The 13,085-nt window shown below is 72.8% G+C and carries 11 protein-coding genes; 8 read left to right on the forward strand and 3 right to left on the reverse strand.

Annotated features, from left to right (window positions below; all coding sequences use genetic code 11):
* Positions 1-375: 375 nt before the first annotated feature.
* From VIB55_RS01220 to VIB55_RS01250, 7 genes are all read left to right on the forward strand, one after another.
* Positions 376-933 carry an RNA polymerase sigma factor gene (locus VIB55_RS01220; protein ID WP_331874838.1) on the forward strand — a complete coding sequence of 186 codons (558 nt, stop codon included), beginning with the start codon at positions 376-378 and terminating at the stop codon, positions 931-933.
* Positions 930-1,625, forward strand: a complete 696-nt coding sequence (locus VIB55_RS01225; protein ID WP_331874839.1) for an anti-sigma factor — start codon at positions 930-932, stop codon at positions 1,623-1,625. Before VIB55_RS01220 ends, VIB55_RS01225 begins: the two co-directional genes overlap by 4 nt.
* A 25-nt stretch (positions 1,626-1,650) precedes the next feature.
* Entirely contained in the window at positions 1,651-2,622 is a 972-nt protein-coding gene (locus VIB55_RS01230; protein WP_331874840.1) for a DUF4097 family beta strand repeat-containing protein, read from the forward strand.
* A gap of 53 nt (positions 2,623-2,675) precedes the next feature.
* Positions 2,676-5,264 carry a DUF5916 domain-containing protein gene (locus VIB55_RS01235; RefSeq protein WP_331874841.1) on the forward strand — a complete coding sequence of 863 codons (2,589 nt, stop codon included), beginning with the start codon at positions 2,676-2,678 and terminating at the stop codon, positions 5,262-5,264.
* Between the two features lie 14 nt (positions 5,265-5,278).
* Positions 5,279-6,304: a DUF4097 family beta strand repeat-containing protein gene (locus VIB55_RS01240; RefSeq protein ID WP_331874842.1), complete on the forward strand. Its 1,026-nt coding sequence runs from the start codon at positions 5,279-5,281 to the stop codon at positions 6,302-6,304.
* A gap of 166 nt (positions 6,305-6,470) precedes the next feature.
* Positions 6,471-8,426, forward strand: coding sequence for a CocE/NonD family hydrolase (locus VIB55_RS01245; protein WP_331874843.1), 1,956 nt, complete (start codon positions 6,471-6,473; stop codon positions 8,424-8,426).
* A gap of 128 nt (positions 8,427-8,554) precedes the next feature.
* Positions 8,555-9,538 (forward strand): MBL fold metallo-hydrolase, encoded by a 984-nt coding sequence (locus VIB55_RS01250; protein WP_331874844.1) that lies wholly within the window; start codon positions 8,555-8,557, stop codon positions 9,536-9,538.
* 19 nt (positions 9,539-9,557) lie between these two features.
* Here VIB55_RS01250 and VIB55_RS01255 read toward each other — a convergent pair whose 3' ends face one another.
* Positions 9,558-10,757 (reverse strand): citrate synthase family protein, encoded by a 1,200-nt coding sequence (locus VIB55_RS01255; RefSeq protein WP_331874845.1) that lies wholly within the window; start codon positions 10,755-10,757, stop codon positions 9,558-9,560.
* A 114-nt stretch (positions 10,758-10,871) separates the two neighbouring features.
* Between VIB55_RS01255 and VIB55_RS01260 the strand changes: the two genes are divergently transcribed.
* Positions 10,872-12,104: an aminotransferase class I/II-fold pyridoxal phosphate-dependent enzyme gene (locus VIB55_RS01260; RefSeq protein ID WP_331874846.1), complete on the forward strand. Its 1,233-nt coding sequence runs from the start codon at positions 10,872-10,874 to the stop codon at positions 12,102-12,104.
* A gap of 58 nt (positions 12,105-12,162) precedes the next feature.
* Here the strand turns inward: VIB55_RS01260 and VIB55_RS01265 are convergent, their stop codons facing one another.
* A complete protein-coding gene (locus tag VIB55_RS01265; RefSeq protein ID WP_331874847.1) occupies positions 12,163-12,699 on the reverse strand; it encodes a DinB family protein in 537 nt (178 codons plus the stop codon).
* Between the two features lie 26 nt (positions 12,700-12,725).
* Positions 12,726-13,085: DinB family protein (locus VIB55_RS01270; protein WP_331874848.1), on the reverse strand; the 360-nt coding region annotated here is incomplete at its 5' end.

The following is a 13,085-nucleotide window of genomic DNA, read 5'->3' on the forward strand; positions in this document are numbered from 1 at the left end:
CGAGAGCGCGGGGCCTGCGGACGTGCAATCGAATTCTCCTCTCCCCCATGGGGTTTATGGGGGAGAGGCCGGGAGAGGGGGCCACCCGCGGCATGCGCCACCGTCAGCCAACGCGCAATTCAGGTCTCCCCCTCTCCTGCGCAGCGGGGGAGGGGGGCCGGGGGGAGGGGGCTCCCTCAGCATGCACCGGCAGCCCGTCGAACCCCGGCGAAGTTCTCCCAACCGAAATCCTTCCCCGCAAATCCGCGGTTCCCCGCACGATGTCCCGCCCGATGAAATCCTTTTCCGTCGCGTTCAAACCTTTGGGGTGGCCCCCGCATCATACGGGTGTCAGGAAAACGGAACACCCCTACACCGCTCGACTCGATGGCCACCATGCTGGCTGAAAACCCTCCCGCGGTTCAGGGGACCGCCGTGGCGGACCTCACGGTCCGCCGCGCCCAGGAGGGCGACGCCACCGCCTTCGAGCAGCTGTACCGCGACAACGCCGGCCGCATCTACGCCCTGTGCCTGCGCATGAGCGGCGACAGCGCCAAGGCCCAGGAGCTCACCCAGGACGTGTTCGTCCGTGCCTGGGAAAAGCTGGGAACCTTCCAGGGCGGCAGCGCGTTCAGCACCTGGCTGCACCGCCTGGCCGTGAACGTGGTGCTGGGCGACCGCCGGAGCGAAGGGGTGCGGGTGCACCGCATCTACAGCACCGACGAGCCCGAGAAGTTCGACAGGCCCGCCCGGGACTCGGACCCGGGCACCGTGATGGACCTGGAGCGCGCCATCGGGCAGCTCCCCCCCGGGGCCAGGGCCGTGTTCGTCCTTCACGACGTGGAGGGCTACCGGCACGAGGAGATCGCAACCATGCAGGGAACCGCCGTAGGAACGTGCAAGGCGCAGCTTCACCGCGCCCGCCGGCTCCTGAGGGAGGCACTGGGACGATGACACACGAACGTACGCTGGAACTGCTGGACGACTACGTGGAGGGCGTGCTGCCGCCCCACGAGGAGCGCGGCGTCCGCCGCCACCTGATGCAGTGCGACGACTGCCGCGCCGAAGAGCGCGAGCTGCGCACCCTGCTGGACGAGGCCGCCGCGCTGCCGGCGGAGATCCAGCCGCCTGCGGAGCTGTGGGCGGGCATCGCCGCCCGGCTGGAGCCCCGCTCGGCCACGGTGGCCCTGGCGCCGGAGATCCCCGTGATCGGCCCGCGTCCGGTGCGGCGGATTTCCTGGTGGATGCAGGCCGCCGCCGCCATCGCCCTGGTGGTCACCACCTCCGTGGTCACGCTGCGGATCGACCGGGCCGGGCCCGCGCAGGTGGCCGCCGCACCGCGGCAGCCCGCGGCGCAGCAGGCCACGGCGCCCGCCGCCCGCACCGCGCTGGCCGCGTTCCACCCCGCGGAGCAGGAGTACCAGCGCGCCATCGGCGACCTGGAGCAGATGCTCGGCCAGCACAGGAACAAGCTGGCGCCCCAGACGGTGGCCACGCTCGAGGCCAACCTGAAGGTGATCGACAAGGCCATCCAGGAGTCGCGCGCGGCCTTGGCGGCAGACCCCAACAGCCGGGAGCTCGCCACGATGCTCTCGCAATCCTACGACGCCAAGCTGGACGTGCTTCAGCGCGCGGTTTCGCTCTGAGCCCGTCCGGGAGACGAATAGACCGATGACGACCGGGAGGAGGATGATGATGGGCGCGGCGGCCGCCGCCGCGCTGGCGGTGGCGCTGCCGGCCCAGGCCCAGCGCGAGGTGAACGAGCGCCAGGCCACGGGCGCCACGGGAACGGTGGAGATCACCGTTCCGGCCGGGGCGGTGCGCGTTACCGGGTGGAGCCGCAACGAGGTGCAGGTGACCGGGCACCTCAGCCGCTCCACCGACCGCGTGCAGATCAGCGGCGGGCGCGGCTCCATGGAAGTGGAGGTGGTCAGCGGACACGGGCGCGCGGGGAACGCCACGCTCACCGTGCACGTTCCCGCCGGCAAGTCGGTGGAAGTGCAGACCAGCGCCGGCCCCGTGCACGTCACCGGCATCACCGGCGACGTCGAGGCGGTGAACCGCGGCGGCCCCATGACGGTGGAAGGAAGCCCGCGCGACGTGGAGCTGACCTCCACGGGCGGGCCGGTGACGGTGAACGCCACCGCCCGCAGCGTGTCGGTGAATTCCACCGGCGGCCCGGTGACCATCGGCGGCACGGTGCGCGGCCTGGCCGAGGTGAACGCCATGTCGGGGCCGGTGACGGTGACGGCCGCCGCCGAGCGGGTGGAGGTGAACGCCCTCAGCGGCCCCGTGCGCATCACCAACGCCAACGGGCCGGTGGAGGTGGCGTCGGTCAGCGGGCCGGTGTACCTGGCCGGGCGCCGCCTGTCGGGGTCCATCGAGAACGTGTCGGGAGGCGTGGTGGTGGAGGGAACGCTGGGCGGGGGCTTGACCGTGGAAAGCCACAGCGGCGACGTGGAGCTCCGGCTTCCCGCCGGCACCGCCGCCGACGTGGACGTCACCACCTACAGCGGCGGGTTCCGGTCGGACTTCGGCGCGGGGCGGCGCGACGGCAACGAGCGGCACCTGCGCCTGGGCCGCGGCGGGACGGAACTCAGCATCACCACGTTCAGCGGCAACGTGAAACTCACCCGGCGATAGGCGCGTACGCCGGTCCATCGCTCCTGAACACCCTCTCTCCCGAAGGTCCTGGGATGATCACTACCCTGCTCCTGGCCGGCGCGGCCCTGTTCGGGCCCGCCGCCGCCCCCGCCGACACCACCCCCGCCAAGACCGTGGGCGCCCACCGGCTGGCCGCCGGGCAGGCGCCCACGGTAGACGGGCGCCTGGACGACGCGGTGTGGGCCACCGTGCCCGCGGCCACTGACTTCGTGCAGCAGTACCCCAACCCCTCGCAGCCCTCGTCGCAGCGCACCGAGGCCCGCGTGGCCTACGACGACCAGGCGGTGTACGTGGCCATGCGCGCCTGGGACACCGCGCCCGACAGCATCGCGGCGCAGCTGGCCCGGCGCGACGCCAGCGGCATCTACAGCGACTGGCTGCACGTGATGTTCGACAGCTACCACGACCGCCGCTCCGCCTACCGCTTCGCCGTGAACCCGCGGGGGGTGAAGAAGGACGTCTTCCACTTCGACGACGGCAGCGAGGACCTGGGGTGGGACGCGGTGTGGGACGTGGAGGTGTCGGTGGATTCGGCGGGGTGGAGCGCGGAGTTCCGCATTCCCCTCTCGCAGCTTCGCTTCCGCGCGTCTGACGCGGGGCAGAGCTGGGGATTGAACCTGTCGCGCGACCTGGCCCGCAAGGAAGAGCGCTCGTGGTGGTCGCCCATGCTCCCGGACCAGCCGGGCTTCGTGTCGCGCATCGGCACGCTGACGGGCATTTCGGGGCTGCGCCCGCCGCGCCGGCTGGAGGTGCTTCCCTACACGGTGGCCAGCGTCACCAGCGCGTCCAGCTACGGCCGCGAGGGCGACCCGTTCTTTCGCGAAAACGCCCCGTTCGCCTCGGCCGGCGCCGACATCAAGTACGGGCTTTCGAGCAACCTTACGCTCACGGCCACCATCAACCCCGACTTCGGGCAGGTGGAGGCAGACCCGTCGGAGGTGAACCTTTCGGCCTTCGAAAGCTTCTTCTCGGAAAAGCGTCCCTTCTTCGTGGAGGGGATCGACATCTTCCGCTTCGGGCTGGGGCTGGGCGACGACGAGAGCGAGACGCTCTTCTACTCGCGGCGCATCGGCCGGCAGCCGCAGCGCGGGCTGTCGACCGACGACGACCGGCCGTACGTGGACGAGCCGCAGCAGACGACCATCCTGGGTGCCGCCAAGCTGACGGGAAAGCTCGGCGACAACCTGTCGGTGGGCGTGCTGGGCGCGCTCACGGCCGAGGAGCAGGCCCGCTTCGTCACCACGGCCGAGCCGGGTGAGGTGCAGCGCGCCACGAGCGAGCCCATGAGCGGCTACGGGATGGTGCGGCTGCGGCGCGACTTCAACCAGGGGCGCAGCGCCTTTGGCGGGGTGGTGACGGGCACGTACCGCGACCTGAGCGACGACGCGCTGCTCTTCCTTCCCTCCTCCGCCTTTTCGGGCGGGCTGGACTTCCGCCACCGCTTCGGCGGCGGCGACTGGGAAACGAACGGCTGGGCGATCCTCACCCGGGTGAACGGCGACACGCTGGCCATCCAGCGCCTTCAGCAGTCGCCCGCGCGCTACTACCAGCGCCCGGACGCGAGCCACGTCGACGTGCAGAACGACCTTACGGCGCTCACGGGCAACGGCGCCAGCTTTCACGTGGGCAAGATCGCCGGGCGCTACCGCGGCGGCTTCCTGGGGCTGTACCGCTCGCCCGGCATGGAGGTGAACGACCTGGGCTTCCTGCGCGAGGCCGACCAGCTGGTGGGCGCCGGCTACGGGCGCTGGTTCCAGAACACGCCGCAGGGCCCCTTCCGCAACTGGAACCTGGGGTGGAACCTGTTCTCGGGATGGACCACCGGCAACGAGCGGATGTTCACGGGCGCGAACATCAACGGCAGCTACACGCTCAAGAACCTGTGGGGCGGCCACGGCAGCGTGGGGCGCAACCACGGCGGGATGAACGTGCGCGGGCTGCGCGGCGGCCCCGCGCTGGTGGACGAGGGCGCGTGGATGGCGTCGGCCAGCCTGCGCACCGACAGCCGCCGCCGCATGTCGTACAGCGCGGCGGCCGGCTTCTACAACGAGGACGACACGGGGATGGGGCACCGCTGGGTGGAAACCTCCATCAACGCGCGCCCCTCCAGCCGGGTGACCGTTTCGCTCTCGCCGTCGCTGTCCATGGCGAACGACCAGGTGCAGTACATCACCCAGGAGGAGTCCGGCCGCTACGTGTTCGGGCGGCTGGACCAGACCACCGTCGCCGTCACCACGCGGCTGAACTACACCTTCAGCCCCGAGCTTTCGCTGCAGCTGTACGCGCAGCCGTTCGTGAGCGCGGGCGACTACGGCGATTTCCTGCAGGTGGCCGACCCCGCGGCGGCGGACTTCGACGAGCGGTTCGAGCCCGGCGCGGCGCCGGACTTCAACCCCGAGTTCAACGTGCAGGCGTTCCGCAGCAACGCGGTGCTGCGCTGGGAGTACCGGCCGGGAAGCACGCTGTTCGTGGTGTGGAGCCAGGGGCGCGAGAACTTCGTGAACGACGGCAGCTTCGGGCTTACGCGCGACTTCGGCCGGCTGTTCGGCACGGACGAGAACATGCCCGTTCCGGCCACCAACGTGCTGATGATCAAGCTGAACTACTGGCTCAACCTGTGACCGGAGCACTCGCGATGATGGGACGTGTTCGCCCGCTGGCCATCGCCCTGGCCCTGGTGGCCGGCGCGGCGCTCCCCGCCACGGCGCAGCGGTTCGTGCTGGGGACCAGCGCCACCGTGTACAACCTGGCGGGCGAGGTGACGGTGGCGCCCGGCTCGGGAAACCAGGTGGTGGTGGAGGTCACGCGGGGCGGCGACGACGCCTCGCAGCTGCGGGTGAACCACACCGGGGGCACGCTGCGCGTCGTGTTTCCCGGCGACCGCGTCGTGTATCCGCGGATGGGCCGCAACAGCCGCTCGCAGCTGCGCGTGGCATCCGACGGCTCGTTCGGGGGTGCCCTCCGCGCGCGCCAGGTGACCGTCGCCGGTTCCGGCCGCGGCACCCGCGCCTGGGCGGACGTGCGGGTGCTGGTGCCCGCGGGGCGCTCGGTGTCGGTGCACCAGGGGGTGGGCCGCGTGTCCGTGACCAACGTGGATGGCCGCGTGCAGGTGCACGGCTCGTCCGCGTCCGTGGCAACGGCCGGTACGCGCGGCAGCCTGCAGCTGAACACCGGCTCCGGTTCCATCCAGGTGCGTGGCGCCCAGGGCGACGTCACGGCCGATGCCGGGTCCGGCTCGGTGAGCGTGGATGGCGTCCGCGGCAGCCGCGTGCAGTTGGAAACCGGCAGCGGCGAGGTGAGCGCCACCAACCTGCGCGCCGAAACGGTGGCGGTGGAGGTGGGATCGGGCGAGGTGAACCTGTCCGGCATCCACGCCCGCGACGTCTCGGTAGAAACGGGAAGCGGCAGCGTGCAGCTGGCCATGGCGTCCGACGCGCAGCGGGTGAGCGTCGACACCGGGTCGGGCTCGGTGACGCTGGGGCTTCCCGCCGGGTTCGGCGCCGACCTGCACGTGGATACGGGCAGCGGCGGCATCGACGTGGAGGTTCCGGTCACCAACCGCCGCACGGCGCGCTCGCGCTTCGACGGGCGCATCGGCGACGGCGACGGGCGGGTGGTGATCGACACCGGCTCCGGCGGCGTCCGCGTCCATCGCAACTGATCGATCAGGGTCGATCCAAACGAAGAGCCCGGCACTTGCGCCGGGCTCTTCGCGGTCTCCCGGTGGCACCTTCATTCATTGATCCCGGAATCAAGGTTGACGTGCCGGGTGCGGGAGCGCGACCGTGGGTGCGTGCTCGGCTCGTGCCCATGGACCGCCGATCGAGGTGAACCCGCCCATGAACCACGCGCTCGTCCGTGCGCTCCTGCTGGCCGCGGCGTGGACGCGATCCGGTGCGCCCGTTCCTCTCCCGGCGCAACCCGCCGGCGCCGGCGACTCGGCGTACGTCGCCCGGCACTACGCCAAGCGCGAGCTCCGCATTCCCATGCGCGACGGCGTGCGGCTGTTCACGGTCGCCTACGTGCCGCGCGACGCCTCCCCCGGCCGGCGCTACCCGATCGTCCTGCAGCGGACGCCCTTCTCCGCGGGGCCGTACGGCGCGGGTGCCTACGCGAAGACGCCGGGGCCGGACCCGTACATGCTGCGCGACGGCTACATCTTCGTCACCCAGGAGGTACGGGGGCGCTATCTCTCCGAAGGCACCTTCGAAAACGTGCGCCCGCTCCTTCCCGATTCCGCCCGGAAGTCCGCCCCCGGGGCGACGGACGAGGCGACCGATGCCTTCGACACCATCGAATGGCTGGTGGCCAACGTGGCTGAGAGCGAGGGCCGCGTGGGGCTGTTCGGCATCAGCTACGGCGGCTTCTACGCAGCCGCGGCCGCGCTGTCGCGCCACCCCGCCGTCGCGGCGGCATCGCTGCAGGCGCCGGTGATGGACTTGTACTTCGAGGACTTCCACCACAACGGGGCCCTCCTGCAGGCGCACCTGGCGGCCTACCCCGTGTTCGGCACGCCCCGGCCGGCACCCGCGGCGGCGCACTGGTGGCTTCCCGAGTACCTGCGGGTGGCCGGGCGGCTGGAAGGCGGCGACCACGCGCTGCTGGCGCTGGGCCCGCTGCGGAACGTGACGGCGGACCTGCTGGCCGGGAACGAGTGGTGGAGCGCCGTCGCCGCGCACCCGGACTACGACGAGTTCTGGCGGGCCCGCGCCCTGCCGGCCCGCCTGCGGGGGATCACCGCGCCCGTCCTGGTCGTCGGCGGCTGGTTCGACGCCGAAAACCTGTACGGCACCCTGGCGGCCTACCGTGCCCTGCGCGAGCGCAGCCCGGCCGCGGACGTCACGCTCGCCATGGGACCGTTCGGGCACCGGGGGTGGGCCGGCCAGGACGCGCCGCACACCGTTCACGGCGACCTCCATTTCGGCGACTCGCTGGCGGCCGCCTTCCAGCGCGGCGTGGAAGCCCCGTTCTTCCGCCAGCACCTGAAGCGCGGGCCCGGCGGCGCACCGGCGGGCGCCTGGATGTTCGACACGGGACGGAAGGGCTGGACGCGGTTCGATCGCTGGCCGGCCCCCGCGGCGCGTCCGCGGACGTTCTTCCTGCGGGCGGACGGGTCGCTGGGGGATGCACCGGTGGCCGGGCGCACCCCCTTCGTCGAGTACGCGGGCGATCCGCTCCGCCCGGTGCCGGCGCGGTGCGCGGGACCCACCGTCGAGGAGGGACGGCTGGACCGGGTGATGAGCGACGACCAGCGCTGCTTCGCCGGCCGTCCGGACGTGGCCACCTTCCAGACGGGGCCGCTGCCGAGCGACGTGACGCTGGCCGGCGAGCTCGCGGCGCACCTGGTGGTGAGCACGAGCGGCACCGACGCCGACTTCGTGGTCAAGGTGATCGACGTGTACCCGCCCGACGAGCCCAACACGGCGTACACGCCGGACTCCGTGCGGCTGGCCGGGTACCACCAGCTGGTGCGCGGAGAGATCATGCGCGGGCGCTACCGCCGGTCGTTCAGCGCGCCGGAGCCTTTCCGCCCCCACGAGGCGGCCGAGGTGGCGGTGCCCATGCCGGACGTCTTCCACACCTTCCGGGCGGGGCACCGCATCATGGTGCAGGTGCAGGGGAGCTGGTTCCCGCTCTTCGACCGCAACCCGCAGCGCTACGTGCCCAGCATCTTCCAGGCGGATGCGGCGGACTTCGTGCGTGCGGCGCACCGGATCTGGACGGGCCCGGAGCGAGCGAGCCGGCTGGACGCGCTGGTTCTGCCCCCGCCCGGCCGCCGATAGCGGCGAACCACCGGGTGGATGGACGGCGGCGCCGGCCGCCCCGGGACGCGCGGAGCGATTCTTGTTGGCGGCAGACGCGCAGGCGGGGCGCCATCGCCCCGCGAACCCCACGAACCCCGGATTGGCCGATGCCTCCCACGCGCCGCGACTTTCTCGCCACCTCCGCCGCCCTGACGCTGGGCGCCCTTCTCGGGCGGCCGCTCCACGCGCTCTCTTCGCGGAGCGCGCAGGCGGCGTTCACGCCCATCCGCCGCAACGTGGGCACGTTCACCATGCGCGGCGGCACCGTGGGCTGGCTGGTGAACGCGCGCGGCGTGGCCGTGGTCGACACGCAGTTCCCCGCGGAGGCGCGGGCGCTGCTGGCGGGGCTGCAGGAGCGGTCGCGCGGCCGGGGCGTGGACGTGCTGCTGAACACGCACCATCACGGGGACCACACGGGCGGCAACGGCGTGTTCCGCGGCGTGGCCCGGCGCGTGGTGGCGCACTCCATGGCCGACCAGCACATGCGGCGCGCACCGCAGCCTGCACGGCAGGCGCAGCCCGCCCAGCAGCCTCCGGCGCAGCCGGCCTCGCCGCAGCAGCAGACGCAGCCGCCTCCCCCGGAGCCGCTGTACCCCGACACCACCTTCACGCACAGCTGGTCCACCGAGGTGGGCGACGAGCGCATCGTGGCGCGGCACCACGGGCGCGGGCATACCAGCGGCGACGCGGTCATCACCTTCGAGCGCGCCAACGTGGTGCACATGGGCGACCTGGCCTTTCACCGCCGCCACCCGGTCGTGGACCGCGCGGCCGGCGCCTCCATGCGCAACTGGGCGCGCATCCTGGAGGAGGTGGTGAGCGCTCACGGCCCGGATACCATCTACATCTTCGGCCACGCGGGCGAGGGGCTTCCGGTCACCGGCACTTCGGCCGACCTGCTGCGGTTCCGCGACTACCTGCGCGCCGTGCTGGCGTTCGTGGAGCGGCACGTGGCGGCGGGCCGCTCGCGCGACGAGATCCTGGCGATGCGCGCGCCCCTCGCGGGCTTCGAGGCGTGGGGGCCGTTCGGGCAGGCGGGCCCGCGCGACCCCGTCAGCGCGGCCCACGAAGAGGTCACCACCGGCGCGTAGCCGGGGTGGGCGGACGACGTCATTCCGCGGGCGCCGGCCCCGTGTAGCGCGCCCGGGGGCGAAGCACCTCGCGCGAGCCGTACTGCTCCACGGCGTGCGCGATGAGCCCCAGCGACCGGCCGAGCACCCACAGCAGGAGCGGGGAGCCGGCCGGCAGCTCCAGCGAGGCGGCCAGGGCGACGAGGCCCACCTCCACGGTGGGGCGGTCGCCGAGCAGCGCCTCTCCCGCCTCGGCGACGGCGTCGGCCAGCGCCAGCGCGGGGCTGGCCGGATCGGCGGCGCGAAGGCGGCGCAGCAGCTCGCGCGCGCGCGGGTCTCCCGACGGGTGCAGGCGGTGTCCGAAGCCCGGAACGCGCTCTCCCCGCCGCAGGCGCGCCTGCAGCACCGCCCGGGCCGCGGCGGGGTCGCCCACCTCCGCGAACAGCGCTTCCACGCGTTCCACGTGGCGCGCGTGCCTCACGCCGTGCATCGCCCCGATGCCGGCCGAAACGGCCGCGTACAGCGTGGAGCCGGCGGAGGCGACGCAGCGCGCGGTGAAGGAGGCCACGTTCAGTTCGTGGTCGGCCAGCAGGATCAGCGCGGCCCGGATCAGCGGCTCCGCTTCCGGCCGCCCCGGCGCCCAGGCGGCCTGAAGCGCGCCGGAAAGGGAGTTCGTGCCGGCGGCGCCTCCCGCGGCGACCGCCACCATCCGCCGGAGCACCCGCGCACCCGTGCCGGCGGCCCGCTCCACGCGGAAATCCCACGCCGACGAATCCCCCGCCTCCGCACGCGCGAGCTCCACCTGGATGGCCCGCAGCGGGTCCATCCCTTCCTCCCTCCGCGCTTCCGGCGGGGCACCCGCGAACCACTCGTCCGGCGCCACGGGCGTCCCCGTCCACAGCAGCGCGGCAACCTCCTCCACCGTGCGGTCGCGGGACAGCCCGGCGGCGTCCTGCCCACGGTAGTAGATGTGCCCGTCGGTGATCAGGGTGAGCGCCGAGTCCAGCACCGGGGCCCCCCAGTGCAGCGCCCCGCCGGCGGCCGCGTCCGGGTCGCGGCGCGCGGCGCTGCGCTCCTTCAGCCGGCGCACGTCCTCGGCGTGGTAGTGGCGCGCCCGGCTGGCGCCGGGACTGGGCTCCGACCGGATGAGCCCGCGGCTCACGTAGGCGTACAGCGTCTGCGGCGCCACGCCCAGCTCGCGGCAGGCTTCCTTCGCGGTAAGGTACACCCTCCTGGCCATGCGCAGCTCTCCGGATGGGATGGATTGATCGGTGAATCAAGATTGACTGCATTTCGCCGCCCCTGCAAGATGCGCGAGACGGTCACGCGAATTCAGCATGGGAGGAAGGCCAGCATGGCATTCAACGAGAACCGGCACGACGGCGTGGAGCCGCCGCTCAGCCCCGATACGCTCGCGGTGCACCCCTGGGCGTCGGCGCGGGGGCGGCCGCGCGCGCACCGCACCCTGAACGCGCCGCTGTTCCTGAGCACCCAGTGGGAGGGTTCGGACCTGCCCCAGCTGGCGGAGCTGTTCGCGCGCGACCCGGACCGCGGCTTCTACACGCGCTTCGGACATCCCACCACGCGCCTGGCCGAGGAGCGGATCGCGGCGCTGGAGGATGCGGAAGACGCGCTGCTCTTCTCGTCGGGCATGGGCGCGATCAGCACGTCGCTGCTGGCGGTGCTTCGCGCGGGAGACCACGTGGTGGCGCACCAGGCCATCTTCGCGCAGACCATCCAGTTCTTGGAGCACCTTTCGGCCACCGCGGGGGTGCGGGTGGACTTCGTGGACGCCAGGGACCCGCAGCGGGTGAAGGACGCCGTGCGCGCGAACACCCGGCTGCTCTACCTGGAAACGCCGTCCAACCCGGCCATCGACGTGCTCGACATCGCGACGCTGGCCGGGATCGCCCACACGGTGGACGCCCTGGTCTTCGTCGACTCCACCTTCGCGGGGCCGCTGATCCAGCGCCCGCTTTCACTGGGCGCGGACCTCGTCATCCATTCGGCGAGCAAGTCGCTGGCGGGCCATGCCGACGTACTGGCGGGCGCCGTGGCCGGGAGCGCGCAGACGGCCGCCCGCATCCGGCGGATGCGGGTGCTGACGGGCGCCAGCCTGGACCCCCACGCCTGCTGGCTCCTGCTCCGGGGATTGCAGACCCTGCCCCTGCGCGTCCGCGCGCAGTCGCAAACCGCGGGGTCGCTCGCGCAACTCCTGGAGGCGTCGCCGGCCGTGTCGCACATCCGCTACCCCTTCCTGCCCTCGCACCCGGGCCATGCGGTGGCGCGGCGGCAGATGGCCCTCGGCGGCGGCATGCTGTCGTTCGCCCTGCACGGCGGCGTGGAGAGCACCCGCCGCTTCGTGGGCGCGCTGCGCTGGATTCCCCTCGCCAGCAGCCTGGGGAGCGTGTACACCACCCTGGAGGTGCCGGAGGAGCTGGACTTCGCGGCGGAGGAGATCGGCGAGCGCACGGCATCGTTCGCCCTGCCGCCCGGACTGGTGCGCCTGTCGGTGGGGGTGGAGGCGGCGGAGGACATCGAGGGCGACATCCGGCGGGGGCTGGACGCGGTGCTCTCCGCGACGTGACCGTCGGCGGCAGGGAAAGCGGGAAGCCTCCCCGGCGGCGGGGAGGCTGCGCCCGCACCTACGGCGGCGCGTCGGCACCCGCGTCGCCTGCGCCGTCCGCCAGGCTGCGCGCGCGGACTTCCTCCGAGGTCAGCCCGTACAGGGGCGGCGTCGGCACGCCGAGCAGGTTGAGCATCAGGTACAGCTGCCCGCGGTGGTGGATCTCGTGCTCGGTCATGGATCGCAGCCACTTCCACACCGGGATGGAGTCGGCGCCCGGCGTCGCGCACCTGCGCGTGAGGTCGTCGGGGCCCAGGCCGCGGAAGATGTCGACGGATTCGCGGTGCGTCCGCTCCAGGTACGCCAGGACGGCTTCGTGGCCGTCGGCGAGCTCGCGTCCGTGTCCCGGGTACCGGCTGGGCCGCCCCGCCACGTTCTCGGCGAACATGTAGCGCTCGATGGCCCCGAGGTGCCGCACCAGGTCGCCGAAGGTGAACGCGCCCGCCCCGGGCGCCCACTCGATGTGCTCGGGCGGGATCACGTTCACCACGCGAAGCGTGCGGGCGCGGACGTTCTGATGGTAGGCGAGAAACGCCGGGATCGAGACGATTTCCATCCTGTGTCTCCTGGGTACGGGCCCGGTCAGCGGTCCATGATGGGCAGGTAGGCGCGCCAGGGGCCGACCGCCTCGCGGTGCTGCTTGGCCATCACCCGGGCGATCTGCGCGAGGTGGCTGAGGTCGTGCGCCACCCAGGTGGCCAGCAGCTGGCCCAGCGTCACCCGGCCGAACTCGGGGTGCTCGCCCTCCCGCTCCAGGTCATCCCGCGAGAGCGCCCACGAGGCGACGGTCGAGAGGTTTTCCCCGCGCAGCACGGAAAACTCGTCCAGGAGCCTCGCGAGCGCCCGCGGGTCGCCGCGGGTCGCGGGTGCGGTGCGGCCGACGGGCGGAAGGGCCCGCGATCGCCCGTGCTCCAGGAAGGTCCGCGCGCGGGGGATCCAGTT

This window comes from Longimicrobium sp., assembly GCF_036554565.1.
Classification (GTDB): domain Bacteria; phylum Gemmatimonadota; class Gemmatimonadetes; order Longimicrobiales; family Longimicrobiaceae; genus Longimicrobium.